The organism is Chitinophaga vietnamensis, assembly GCF_902167635.1.
GTDB classification, from domain to species: domain Bacteria; phylum Bacteroidota; class Bacteroidia; order Chitinophagales; family Chitinophagaceae; genus Chitinophaga; species Chitinophaga vietnamensis.
Genome location: NZ_CABHMS010000002.1, coordinates 86935 through 100034, shown reverse-complemented (window position 1 = coordinate 100034; position 13100 = coordinate 86935). Strand labels below are relative to the sequence as shown.

General features: G+C 50.6%; 14 protein-coding genes. 3 read left to right on the top strand and 11 right to left on the bottom strand.

Annotated elements, in window-relative coordinates; translation table 11 throughout:
* The 7 genes from FPG75_RS04985 to FPG75_RS04955 form a co-directional block, all read right to left on the bottom strand.
* Positions 1–777: an SDR family NAD(P)-dependent oxidoreductase gene (locus FPG75_RS04985; RefSeq protein ID WP_143305515.1), complete on the bottom strand. Its 777-nt coding sequence runs from the start codon at positions 775–777 to the stop codon at positions 1–3.
* A gap of 69 nt (positions 778–846) precedes the next feature.
* Positions 847–1749, bottom strand: a complete 903-nt coding sequence (locus FPG75_RS04980) for an AraC family transcriptional regulator (protein ID WP_143305513.1) — start codon at positions 1747–1749, stop codon at positions 847–849.
* 38 nt (positions 1750–1787) lie between these two features.
* A complete protein-coding gene (locus FPG75_RS04975; RefSeq protein ID WP_143305511.1) occupies positions 1788–2090 on the bottom strand; it encodes a DUF1905 domain-containing protein in 303 nt (100 codons plus the stop codon).
* A gap of 268 nt (positions 2091–2358) precedes the next feature.
* On the bottom strand, positions 2359–2868 hold the full coding sequence (locus FPG75_RS04970) for a VOC family protein (protein ID WP_143305509.1): 510 nt from the start codon (positions 2866–2868) through the stop codon (positions 2359–2361).
* Between the two features lie 103 nt (positions 2869–2971).
* Positions 2972–3427 carry an SRPBCC domain-containing protein gene (locus FPG75_RS04965; protein WP_143305507.1) on the bottom strand — a complete coding sequence of 152 codons (456 nt, stop codon included), beginning with the start codon at positions 3425–3427 and terminating at the stop codon, positions 2972–2974.
* A 43-nt stretch (positions 3428–3470) separates the two neighbouring features.
* Positions 3471–4553 (bottom strand): Gfo/Idh/MocA family protein, encoded by a 1083-nt coding sequence (locus tag FPG75_RS04960; protein WP_143305505.1) that lies wholly within the window; start codon positions 4551–4553, stop codon positions 3471–3473.
* Between the two features lie 340 nt (positions 4554–4893).
* Positions 4894–5418 carry a hypothetical protein gene (locus FPG75_RS04955; protein WP_143305503.1) on the bottom strand — a complete coding sequence of 175 codons (525 nt, stop codon included), beginning with the start codon at positions 5416–5418 and terminating at the stop codon, positions 4894–4896.
* Between the two features lie 114 nt (positions 5419–5532).
* On the opposite strand from FPG75_RS04955, the gene FPG75_RS04950 reads away from it, so the two are divergent.
* Entirely contained in the window at positions 5533–6732 is a 1200-nt protein-coding gene (locus FPG75_RS04950) for an alpha/beta hydrolase family protein (RefSeq protein WP_143305501.1), read from the top strand.
* Here FPG75_RS04950 and FPG75_RS04945 read toward each other — a convergent pair.
* From FPG75_RS04945 to FPG75_RS04935, 3 genes are all read right to left on the bottom strand, one after another.
* The gene (locus FPG75_RS04945) at positions 6717–7490 is read right to left on the bottom strand and encodes a hypothetical protein (RefSeq protein ID WP_143305499.1); all 774 of its coding nucleotides are present in this window, start codon (positions 7488–7490) and stop codon (positions 6717–6719) included. The genes FPG75_RS04950 and FPG75_RS04945 overlap by 16 nt on opposite strands.
* Before the next feature lie 185 nt (positions 7491–7675).
* Positions 7676–8245: a dihydrofolate reductase family protein gene (locus FPG75_RS04940; RefSeq protein WP_143305498.1), complete on the bottom strand. Its 570-nt coding sequence runs from the start codon at positions 8243–8245 to the stop codon at positions 7676–7678.
* A gap of 21 nt (positions 8246–8266) precedes the next feature.
* Positions 8267–8611, bottom strand: a complete 345-nt coding sequence (locus FPG75_RS04935; protein WP_143305496.1) for a DUF1801 domain-containing protein — start codon at positions 8609–8611, stop codon at positions 8267–8269.
* A gap of 174 nt (positions 8612–8785) precedes the next feature.
* On the opposite strand from FPG75_RS04935, the gene FPG75_RS04930 reads away from it, so the two are divergent.
* Both FPG75_RS04930 and FPG75_RS04925 read left to right on the top strand, forming a co-directional pair.
* Positions 8786–9328 (top strand): GNAT family N-acetyltransferase, encoded by a 543-nt coding sequence (locus FPG75_RS04930; RefSeq protein ID WP_143305494.1) that lies wholly within the window; start codon positions 8786–8788, stop codon positions 9326–9328.
* Positions 9329–9422: 94 nt separating this feature from the next.
* The gene (locus FPG75_RS04925; protein WP_143305492.1) at positions 9423–11819 is read left to right on the top strand and encodes an ABC transporter permease; all 2397 of its coding nucleotides are present in this window, start codon (positions 9423–9425) and stop codon (positions 11817–11819) included.
* A 6-nt stretch (positions 11820–11825) separates the two neighbouring features.
* Here the strand turns inward: FPG75_RS04925 and FPG75_RS04920 are convergent, their stop codons facing one another.
* Positions 11826–12848: an aldo/keto reductase gene (locus FPG75_RS04920; RefSeq protein ID WP_143305490.1), complete on the bottom strand. Its 1023-nt coding sequence runs from the start codon at positions 12846–12848 to the stop codon at positions 11826–11828.
* Positions 12849–13100: the final 252 nt, after the last annotated feature.

Below are 13100 nucleotides of genomic sequence, written 5' to 3'. Positions count from 1 at the left end.
TTAGTTGCGCTGGCCGCCGATAGACAAACCACCATCTACGAGGATGCTCTCCCCGGTAACGAAAGACGCAGCCGGGCTGCACAGCCACAGCACCAGTTCCGCTACTTCTTCCGGTTTGGCAAAACGGCCGATGGGCGCATGTTTCAGGTAGGGTTCTGCGGCGGCGGCATCAGGGAAGAAACGTTCAAACATCGGAGTGTGGATGTATCCCGGTTGCACGTTATTGACACGGATGCCAGCGGCGGCGGTTTCCACGGCGAGCGCACGCGCCATACCATCCAGTCCTGCCTTGGTAGCAGAATATACGCTTGAACCGGCGAAAGCGCCGCGTGCCAGCCAGGAAGATGTATTGACGATCGCCCCGCCACTGCCCTGCTTTTTAAACTGTTCGATCTCATACTTGCAGGATAACCATACTCCTTTCAGGTTGATATCCATCACCTGATCATATTCTTCCTCGGTAATATCTTCGATGGCGCCGAAGTGACCTTCAATGCCGGCATTATTAAAAGCTATGTCGAGTCGGCCAAAACGCGCTACAGTAGCGGATACCAGGTCAGCTACAGCCTTAGCGCCGGATACGTCGGCAGCAATAAAATGTACGTCGGGGCTGATCTGTTGCAATTCGGCGAGCGCTTTTTTTCCTTCTGCTTCGCGACGGCCCGCGATCACTACTTTTGCGCCATTACGCAGGAAAAGCGTAGCAGCGGCGAGTCCTATGCCGGTAGTACCACCGGTGATCAGTGCTACTTTGTCTTTTAACGATGTTTGTGTCATATGCTTCATTTTGATGACACAAAGATAGCCGCCTGTAGAGCACGCGGATTATGCCAATCAAACAGGTTATTATGAAATAGAAACAACTTGTTTACGGAACTGGTTAGGCGTGGTACCGGTTTGTTTTTTAAAGAAGATATTGAAATTAGAGGCATGCTCAAAGCCAAGGCAGTAGCCTATTTCAGCTACATCTCTATTACTGTGCAGCAGGAGCGCCTTTGCTTCGGTGGCCAGCCTTTCCGTGATCCACTCGGTGGTGGTTTTGCCTGTCGCCTCTTTGAGGGCGCGGTTCAGGTGGTTGGTATGAACGGAGAGCTGATGGGCAAATTCATTGGCATTTTTCAGGCGGATCACCTGGTGCGGCGGTTCTATGGGGAACTGGCGTTCCAGTAGTTCCAGGAACAGCTCACTGATACGCTGCGCTGCATTGCCTTGCTGGTGCCAGGTTTCAGGCGGCTGCAATTTCATCGCCTCATGCATGATGATCTGTAAATAACTCCTGATCAGGTCATATTTATTGGCGTACCCGGATTCACGTTCGTTGATCATCTGCTCAAAAAAATTACTCAGCAGCGCTGTTTTCTCCTGGTCGGGGAAGAAGATATGATTGCCGCCGGCCTTGAACAGCGGCGACTGTGCCAGTCCGCCGTTCTTGAGATTGGCGTCGATAAAGTCTTCCGTGAACAGGCAAAAATATCCCACCATGGTATCCACATCGGGTTGCCAGGAATAAGGGATCATGGGGTTCATGAAGGAGAGGCAGGGCCCTTGTACATGAATGGATTTATCAGAGAAAGACAGGAGACCGCTGCCTTTGATGATGAGTGATATCTTGTAGAAGTCGCGGCGATTGGCGATCAGGCTGGTATCGCCGCAGCCAAATTCTTCCTGGCGGTTCACGCTGAAGGAGGCCGGCGCATACCTGCTGCCATGCTGTTCAAAAAATTCGCTGATGGTTTCCCTGGATTTCATCCTCCGAAATTATGATATTCAAACATCATAACAAGGGATCAGGCTATCCGCTCTTCCAGTTTGATGGTAACCGTATCGCCGGCGTCTTTACCGATCTCTTTGCGAAGGTCTGCTTTGATAGGCAGTTTGTGAGTACCGTTGCCCAGCGCCATAAAAGAGCTTTGGAAAGGCAGGCCATCTACGGTACCGCGCACTTTCACAAGGCCACGCGTACCGAAGAAGGCAACAGATTCCGGCCAGATGAGGTAAGTCCAGCCGCCCTTGGAAGGGCTTTTAAGCAAGGTAGCCCTGAACTGTTTGTTGAGCGGCCCCGCGGGATGTGTTTGTTTGACTGTAGACATGGTAATGCATATTGATGAGGATACCAAGTTAGCTATTCACCAACATTCGCGCCGCGTGAGAATATGACTTTCCTGCGGGGATAAAATGACATTTACGGATTTTTTGATGTACGGATTTCTTGATTCAGCTGCACAAAAAGCCCTGCCGCTATGAACGGCAGGGCGAAAAACTAAAACTAAATTTACCCCCTGCTTAACAGGATGATGCGAATGAAATTACATGCAGCCACTGCAATAATGTTGCATTGAAAAAAATGATCTGCTGTTGTTATTTTTGTTCATATGCCGATACGAGCGTATTGATATCGATCTTTTTCATTTTCAAGATCGCCGCCATCACGCGCTCCGTCTTGCTTTGATCTTTGTCGGACATCATCCCGGTAACTATCGTAGGCACTACCTGCCATGATACGCCGAACTTATCTTTCAGCCATCCGCAGACCTGTGATTTCGGGTCGCCACCGGCGCCGAGTTTCTCCCAGTAATAATCTATTTCTTCCTGTGTGTCGCAATTGACGATGAATGAAATGGATTCATTGAACTGGAATAAAGGGCCGCCATTCAGCGCAACGAAGCGTTGGCCTTCTATCTGAAACTCTACGGTGAGCACGGTACCTTCAGGCATGCCATGTACGTCAAAGCCTTCTTTGCCATAGTAGCTGGTGCGGCCGATAGCGGAGTTTTTAAAAATAGACGTGTAGTATTGGGCGGCTTCTGCTGCATTCGTGGCGAACCATAAGTTCGGTGAAATTTTGCCGCTGCTGATCTTCTTTTCCATAGTTTTATTTTTAGCGAGGTGATAGAAACTATGATAAAGTTACCAACTGGCATCTTGCTGAAAGGCACTGTTACAGGCCATTCTACAGGGGAAAAAATGACAATTATTTTTTACGCATGAAGTCGAATGCGCCTTTGCGCAGGTTGATATCATATTCTAGCCAGGCTTTCAAACAGGCCAGGAAGTTAGCCCATCCTTCGGTGTTGCCCATCAGCCATTTAATGCCGGCTTCATTATTCTCGGCGGCGCCCTCTGTAACCCTTACCAGCGTGCTGTTTCCGGGTTGTTGTTCCAGGGAGATATCTACCTGCGTCTGTTTGCCTTCAGGCCCGCCCCACAGGAAAGATACCAGCGATGCCGGCTCGGTTTTCAACACTTTGATAGTGAAACGTTCGTCAAATTCAGGGAACTTCCAGCTCACCTCTTTACCGCTTTCCATGCGGCCGGAGCCTTCCGAGATAAAGTAGTTCGATAGCTGCGCAGGATCAACGATGCCTTCAAACACTGTTGCTGCCGGCTTCGACACCTGGATCGCTGCTTTGATAGTGAGTGTATCCATAGCCATAACGTTTTACGAAAATTAGCGATAATCAGGAAGATGATCAAATCAGTTTCACGGGCTTGCCTGTTCTGGCAGACTCCCGCGCTGCTTCCAGGATACGTACTACGATCACATTGTTTTCAATCGCATAGAGGCCATAGGGCGGCATTGTCACTTTGCCATGTATTACATCTGCCAGGTAGGTAAACGGATCTTCGTATACGCGTATATCCGTTGCCGTTATATGCCGCACCTGTGCCGGTGCGCGCTCATTGTTACGCAGTACCAGCGTGTTTTTGTCGGGCGCCAGCAGCAGGCCTTTATCGCCATACACTTCCATATCCTTGCGGCTGAACGACCAGTTCCAGGAGGCTTGTATCAGGGCGTGCATATCTCCATAGTCCACGATAATCACGGCATCATCTTCCACTTTCGGATATACCTCCGGTTTATAATGGTGCGTTACCGCTGTAACGGAAACGGGTATACGATTTTTTACCAGATGCGTCATGAGGTTAGCGCCATAGCAGCCGAAGTCCATCAGCGCGCCGCCGCCATTGCGCACAGGATCGGTGAGCCAGGCGAGAAATTCCGGTCCGCAGCCGATCTCTTTGGGTCCCTGGTGACCGTCGTTGATCACCACTTTGCGCACCTGTCCGACATAGGCGCTATCATGCAGCAGCTGGAACGTTTTAGCCACGGATGGATACCAGCTGGTTTCGTAGTCGGTGAGCAGCTGTATCTGATGCTGTTTCGCCAGCGCTTGCATGGCCAGCGCATCGGCAACGGTGGTAGCCAGCGGCTTCTCCACCATCACATGGATATGGCGCGGCGCAGCGGCCTCCACCACCGCACGGTGACTTACAATATCCCCAAAAGCCACTACTGCTGCCGGTTTCACGGCATCCAACATTTTCGTCAGACTGGTATAAAATATTTTTTCCGGGAGATGATAGCGGTGTGCATAGCGGTGCGACAATGCCGTATCTGTTTCGTAAATACCCACCAGGCTGATATCGCCCTTATCGGGGCGACCCAGTATCCAGGCTACATGTGCATGGGAAATACCGGCTACGGCTATACGTAGCGACTGTGCCTGCGCGTGGCAGGCCAGCAGGAGCAGGAAGAGAACGAGGGAACGCATTCCTGAATTTAGAAAAGAGAATTGGCATTTTCAAGTGATATAACGCCCCTACGGGGCGATAATCCGGGGAACCCGTTTTATCTACCAATATGACGCCCCGCTGGGGCGATATATGGGTAGCCCAATGTATACACCAACGCAAACGCCCCGCAGGGGCGATATATTGGTAGCCCAATGCATCCACCAACACAAACGCCCCGCAGGGGCGATATATTGGTAGCCCAATGTTATCTACCAACACAAGCGCCCGGGAGGGGCGATATATTGGTAGCCCAATGTTATCCACCAACACAAACGCCCCGCAGGGGCGATATATTGGTAGATGCGATATGGGTAGCCTCTAATTCCTGGCAATATCCTTCACTAGCGATGCCCGGAAATAATACAGCAGCTGCGTAATACTGTTGGTGAGCCGCTGCTCATATTGCGACACCCGTTCCATGATCTCCATCAGGTGTTGACTATCTATCCCCTGCGGCACTTCCAATAGCAGGATGATCATCAGCAGGTCTGTTTTGATCAGGTGCGCATACCTGCCGAAGGGCGTGTTGCTGAGGCTATGCCCTACCGCGGCATATTGCTCGATGATGGTCATGCGCAGGTGGCGCACGCAGGCCTTGCGGTCTCTCGTGTTGGTAGACTGATAATGGATGATCTGTTTCCGCAATTCTTCCTTGACTTTTTGCACAGTACAGGTAAATCGCTGCAGACAGTTACCCAGTTCACCGATCATTGCTTTGTCCTGGTTCTCCAGGTAGCTGTTGATCTCGTTGTTCCATTGGCCTGCTCCCCTGCGGCGCTGCGGTTGTTCCCGTTGCTTGTTTCTCTTCAGTTTCAGGAGAATCAACTCCATGATCTTATTCATAGTACAGGCAATTTGATCCTGTAAATAACAATTTACCAGATGCATGCACATTAAAGCCGTACAATGATCACTTTGATTAACTACTGATTAACATTTCGTATTATCTTGGGAGATATGAACGTGATGAAAAACTTCTTCCTGCTGCTGGCGCTGACCGCATGGAGCAATGCCGCGCTTGCACAGTCGCTGCAAGGCACCCTCTGGGATATACCTGCATTATACCGTGCGCCGGCCAGCCGTGTACTGCAAAAGGATTCGGCCATTGCCCTTGTATACCAGGGATTACCCTACCATGGCCACCAGCAGGAAGTGTTTGCCTGGTACGCTACGCCCGGCACGCTCAGCGGCGATACCAGTAAAGACCATCACCTGCCCGGTATCGTGCTGGTACATGGCGGTGGCGGCGCCGCCTTTCGAGAATGGGCCATCATGTGGGCGCAGCGCGGCTTTGCCGCCATCGCGATGGACCTCCGCGGCAATGGGCCCGACCGCAAGCACCTGCCACTCGGCTTTGAAGAACCAGGAAATGAAACGCCTTATTTCGATGTCACACTGCCCTTACAAGAACAATGGATGTATCATGCGGTGGCCAACGTGCTCCTCGCCCACCAGTTGCTGCGCAGTTTTCCGGCGGTAGATACCAACCGTACGGCTCTTACCGGCATCAGCTGGGGCGGCGTAATCACCTGCACGGTAGCGGGCCTCGACCCGCGTTTTCGTGCAGCCGTTCCCGTATATGGCTGCGGCTACCTCGGCGAAAGCGGCCGTATGCGCACACAACTCAAGGCCCTTACGGAAGCACAACGCCATACCTGGCTCACACAATACGACCCTTCGCAATATATCGGCAAGGCAGCTATGCCCATGCTGTTTGTGAACGGCACCAACGACCCTCATTTTGAAATGGAGAGCTATGCCCGCACCTGCGCACTGGTGAAACATCAGCAGCAATGCATCAAGCCGGGCATGAAGCACAGCCACAAATACGGCTGGGCCAATGCCGAGATCAGCGCCTTCATCAACAGCTATGTCAATGATTCCTTGCCGCTGCCGGCCATCGGCCAGCTATCCAGGCATGGCGGATATTATCGCGCCCTGATTACTACGGGCACGCCTATATTAAAATCAGACATGCATTATACAACAGATACGGCCGGAGTGGCGGCGCAGTGGAAAAGTATGGAGGTGAAGGTCAACAAAAAACAATTACAGATCCCTCTTCCGCCAGCTGGCGCCACAGCGTGGTTCATTTCCGTTGAAGACGAAAGAGGGATGTATATTTCAGGGCCTTTACAACATCAGTTTTTGAAATAGTCTGCCGCGCGGCTCACTTTTTCAACCCAGCAGCCGGAAGAAGCCTGCATCACGTATTCGCTGAGACCAATATGCTGCTGCGATCCCGGCGCCCAGTCGTACGTATAGCCCAGGCGGGTCCAGGGATAGTGGTAATCATTCGCATTCTGCAGGGTATGATAGTAAGCGTAAATAATATAGTTATTAAACCAGGTAGCATAACTCTGCGACACCGTGCTAAGTAATACCGGCCCCGTGGTAGTAGTGGTGATATCAGGATTGCCTGCCGGGCGATATAGCCTGCTGGCATTCACCCACATCTCCGCGATATGCGTATTGGTTTTAGGGTTCACGGGAGGAAGCCCCAGCAGCTGACATACGCGCATAATGGTGTCTGATCCTGGCTGGAAAGCTTTGGCCAGCTTCTGCTTCATTTGTGCAGGGATGAACAGCCAGGCTTCGCCCCAGGTGGTAGTGATGGAATCGCCGCTGGGATAGCTGGAAGGGAATCGCATGAAAGTGGCCATCAGCACATATTTCTGGCCATTGATGGTTTTCCATTTCAGCTGGGTATCTGCATCGGAGATAGGCCATAACGTGTTGGTGATCTCCGAACTATCAGCCACCATAGCATCTTTGATAGCAGCGGCATACAACTGGTCGTTGTTGTATACGGGAGCAGGGGTATCGTCATTGTTTTTGTGACAGCTGCTCAGTGTAAGGCCGGATAATACCAATAACAGCAATAGCGGGTGTTTCCAAAGGAAGTTGTTTTTCATGGGTTTTATTTTGAGTAATGGTTATGAGGCAGGGTAGGTATCCTGACAATCGGGGATAAATTTAGGGAATTTTTGATTTAGGAATTTACGGATTTAGGAATTTACGGATTTACGGATTTGTGGATTTGTGGCGGTCTTTGGATTCGCCACAAATCCGTAAATCCATAAATCCGTAAATCCCTAAATCAAAATCTTGTTTTGTAATGCAGGCAAACCACGCCGTTGCTGAAGGCTTTGCTCTCTATGAGGTCCAGTTTGATCACTTCATTGATATCTTTGAACAAGGGGATGCCGGCGCCGAGGAGGATGGGGTTCACAAATATCCAGTATTCATCGATCAGGTTTTCGCGCATGAGGGCATGGCTGGCGCCCGGACTGCCGAACATAATAATTTCCGCACCAGGCCTGTTTTTTATCTCCTGTACTTTATCGGTAAAATCATGACTGATGATAGAGATGGTAGGATCGGGCGCTGTTTTGAGCGTGCGTGACGCCACAAATTTTTCGACCTTGTTATACCATGCGCTGTGTTCCTTATCGTGGCGGCTGGCATTGGGTTTTGCGCCGGCGGTAGGCCAATAACTGTGCATCAACTCCCAGGTAACGCGGCCATAGATGGCCGTATCGGCAACATCGGTGTGTTCGGCGGCCATATCGAACATGGGTTCATCTATTTTTATCCAATTCATTTCGCCTTTAGGGCCGGCAACGAATCCATCGAGGGAGACGTGCATAAATGACACCAGCTTTCTCATTTTGAAAAATTTGAAGTTTTTTTATAAAGTACTGACAGCCTGTTTCAGCAACGCTGCCAGCTGCGAATAATCTACGGGGCGGCCATGCAGGATGGTGGCGGTTTTCCGGTCGGGGCCTGCGTTGGAGGTAAAGAATCCTTTGATCTCCGCCAGCTCGGTGGCGTTGAAGATCATGAACGATATCTTGCCTTTCGCTGCACTAATCACGCAGGCATAACGGCCATTGAGCAGGTAATGAGGCTTGCCGTATTGCAGGCGTTCTTCTATATCCGGGACCGTGTCAAATACCATTTGCCGCAAAGGCTTGCAGATGCTCATCTGCCAGGGCTGTAACTTCTCCATGTACTCGGTAACTTCGCTGTTCATAACGTTTTTTTTAAGCACTCCATTTAACAATACAAACTTACTTTCCTCCTTCCATTTGGATAAAGGCGGATCGTGACAAACACGCGGTGTATTTATGCCGCTGCACGTTCCTCCTATCAAACAGTAATTTGTGACGGATGGGGTATCTGTTAACGTTATCTTTATCTTTGTGAGATGAAAAATTATCTCTTCCAGTCCGGGCGCCTCGGCTTCAGGAAATGGCAGGATGCCGATCTCGCCCCATTCGCCGCTATCACCGCCGACCCCGAGGTGATGGAGTTTTTCTCTTCCACGCTCAACCTCGAAGAAACAGCCCAGATGCTCGTATGGGTCAAAGCGCATTTCGACCAGCATGGTTACGGCCTTTATGCGGTAGATACCCTGCATGATGAACAGTTCATCGGCTTCATTGGTTTCAATCATCCCAGCTTTGAAGCGGATTTCACGCCCTGTGTGGAAATAGGCTGGCGCCTGCGGAGATCCGCCTGGGGCCAGGGTTACGCCACCGAAGGCGCACGCCGCTGCCTGCAATATGCCCGCGATGTGTTGCACCTGCCGCTCATCTATTCTTTCACCAGCATGCTCAACAAACGCTCGGAGCAGGTGATGATCAAACTCGGCATGGAGAAAACCGGCGAGTTCGAACATCCGCGCGTCCCCGATGGCCACCGCCTCAAAACACATGTGCTCTACCGCATAAATACGGACAAGGCCTGACCGGAAACGAACAATTTATCATTTTAAATAATATATAAATTCCTTCATTCTAAAAAGGCCGTTAATGCGGCATTGTGTTGGATAGGCTCCCATCATGCTCAAAAACTACATCAAAACCGCCTGGCGCAATATCCGCAGGAACAAATTGTTCTCTGCGCTCAATATCTTCGGACTGGCCACCGGCATGGCCTGTAGCATACTTATATTTTTGTGGGTACAGGATGAAACGTCGTACGACCGCTTCCATCCACATGCGGATCATACCTACCGGGTCATCACACATCTCTCCGGCACTGACGTAGCCTACGTACCGATCGCTATGGCGCCGGCCATCAAGGCGGAGATACCGGGCGTAAAAATGGCGACCCGTCTGTCCCCCCTCGAATGTGTAGTGGGTAACGGCGTAACCCGCTATAACGAAAAGAACGGCTACTATGCCGACTCCAACCTGCTACGCATGTTCAACTTCCCGCTACTGCGCGGCGATCTCAACGCAGCGCTCACACAGCCTAATACGATCGTGCTTACAGAGAAAACAGCGATCAAATATTTCGGCAGCGCAGATAAGGCCATGGGTGAAACGCTCAACGTAATGAATGATTACAAGGGCAACAATGTAACGGTAACGGCTATACTCCAGGATCTTCCGCATAATTCCCACCTGCAATTTGATATGCTGCTGCCGATCTCCATGTATTTGGCCCAGAACGATCCTAACGAATGGTGGAACAATTTTGATGTATATACTTACTTCCAGACGAACGACGCGTTCAAAGCCTCTCCCACAGCGCTGGAGCATCTTTCAAAGCAGATCACTGCCATGCGCTTCAAGTACTCGCCAGGCGTTACTGAAGGCGCCTTTAGTTTGCAAGCCCTGCCTGATATACATCTGCAATCCAATCTCCTGTTCGATCCGGCCGGACAAGGCAACATACTATATGTGCGTATCTTTTCACTGGTAGCAGTGTTCATCCTTTTGATCGCCTGTATCAATTTCATGAACCTGGCCACTGCCTTATCGGGAGAAAGAGCCAAAGAAGTAGGCATGCGTAAGGCGATCGGCGCTACACGCGCGCAACTGGCCTGGCAATTCATCAGCGAATCATTACTGATCGCTACGATCTCCATGATGCTGGCGGCAGTCGTGGCAGCCTGCCTGTTGCCCGCTTTCAATCATATCGTGGATAAAAACATTTCTTTCCACCTGCTGAACATCAGGATGGTGGCCGGTTTACTGGGCATCGCCCTGATCGCCGGATTCATCGCCGGCAGCTATCCGGCCATCTTCCTTTCTTCCTTCCAGCCAGTGAAAGTGCTGAAAGGTATGAAGATGATGCAGGCAGGCGGCGCCTTCTTCCGCAATGGCCTGGTGGTGGCGCAGTTCACCATCTCTGTGGTGATCCTGATCAGTACCCTGGTGGTGTATTATCAATTACAGTATATCCGTCACCGTGATATCGGGTTTAATAAAGAAGGGCTCTTGTACGTGCCGCTGCCAACGGGCGGCGACCTGATACAGCGCACCAAAGCGCTGCATGCATTGCTGGATCAGCAAGCGGAAGCAGACCGCTACAGTATTATCAGCCATCTGCCGTCTTTCCTTTCTACTGGTACTACTTCCATTTCCTGGCCGGGGAAAGATCCCAAAAATCAAACTATTTTCCCGCAGATGTGGGTAGATAACCAGTTCCAGCGGGTGATGGGCGCGAATCTGCTGGCCGGCAGATTTTTTTCGAAAGATTTCCAGGGAGATGAGAAAAACTTTGTGGTAAATGAAACAGCCTTGAAGGTAATGGGGAAAACGCCGGAAAATGCGCTGGGCATGCATATCACGATGAATGGACGTTATGGCGAGATCATTGGTGTGCTAAAGGACTTCAACTTCAAACCGCTGCAATACAAGGTGGAACCGCTGGTGCTCAAAAACGGCCAGTATGGCGATTTGAATGGCAATCCAGGATTTATCGTTGTGAGAACAAGCGTTGCACAGGCACAACAAACGATCAGCGACCTGCAAAAATCTTTCCGCGCGATATACCAGGATACGCCTTTCTCTTACGACTTCCTGGATGCGGACATCTCCCGCCAATATCTTTCCGAACAAAGAATGGGTAAGCTGTTCAACATCTTCTCCCTGCTCTCTGTGATCATCTCCTGCCTGGGATTATTTGGCCTCGCCACTTTCACTACCCGCAAACGTATCCGTGAGATCGGGGTGAGAAAAGTGCTGGGCGCCAGCGTACCGGGCATTGTGGCGATGTTGTCGAAAGATTTTATCAAACTGGTAGGACTGTCGATGATAGCGGGTTTCCCTTTAGCGGCCTGGGCGATGAACAAGTGGCTGAGCAATTTCGCTTACCGCATACAACTCAGCTGGTGGATGTTTGCCATCGGAGGATTTACCTGTATTATGATCGCTTTGCTCACGGTTAGTTACCAATCGGTACGCGCGGCCCTCGCCAACCCGGTGAAGAGCCTGCGTACCGAATAGTATGTTTTAGTGCAGTATTTCTTTGTGTACCGGATCGATGAGATTGGCGTTGAACCAATGCGGGTACAGCGCTACGGGCTTCGTAAACTCGTCCACGGCGGCCACTTCAGCAGCATCGAGTTTTACGTCGATTGCTTTCAGGTTATCTTCCAGCTGTGATATTTTGCTGGCGCCTACGATAATGCTTGATACGACAGGCTTTGCCAGCAGCCATGCCAGCGCAGTTTGCGCTACAGAAGCGTTATGCGCTGCCGCGATACCGCGCAGCTGCTCCACTACTTTGAATCCAAATTCTTTATCGAAAGGGAACAGGTCGAAGCCGGAGAGGCGGTTGCTTTCATCTTTCAGGTTCTCACGGGTATATTTACCGCTCAGGAAACCGCTGGCGAGCGGGCTCCACACGTTCATAGAGATACCGCTGTGCTGCATGAAGGGAATGATATCGTGTTCCACATCGCGGCCCACGAGCGAATAGTTCATTTGTCCGCTGCAGAAAGTAGCCCAGCCATTATCTTTCTGCATCTGCCATGCCAGTGCGGCTTTCCATACCGACCAGTTGGAGAAGCCGATGTAGCGTACTTTTCCGGCGCGTACCAGGGTATCCAGCGCTTCGAGCGATTCTTCCAGCGGAGTGTAAGGATCTTCTTTGTGCAGGATATATAGATCGATATAATCCGTACCCAGGCGGCGGAGGCTCTGCTCGCAGGAATAGAGGATATGCCTGCGGGAAAGGCCTGCCTGCGTTACCGGCGTACCGGTGCGGAAACCTACTTTGGTAGCGATCACCACATCATGACGGCGGTCTTTCAATAATTGACCAAGCATTATTTCTGATTGCCCGTTAGCATAGCCATCCGCCGTATCAAAAAAATTAATACCGGCAGCAAGCGCGCGGTCTACCATCTGCCGGGCATCATCCTGATTTACTTTATAAATCGAAGGAATGGAAGGATCACTTCCGAAGGTCATCGCACCGAAGGAAAGCCTGGACACGATCAGGCCGGTACTACCCAGTTTGTTGTATTGCATAGAGTTTTGTAGAATTGATCCGCAAGATAATGAATTGCTTGACGCGAAGGTTGTCTTAGCTCAGGATTATAATGATTGAAAGGATTAACAGGATTTTTTTTCAGGATTTATAAAGATTAAAAAAGATTAACGGGAAGATATTTGCGATGGTAGCCCTTGAAGCGCTTTGAGCGCTTCAAGGGCTGGACCCTTGTTGATCTTCTCATCAATCTCCTTTAATCTTTATAAATCCTGAAAAAAAATCCTGTTAAT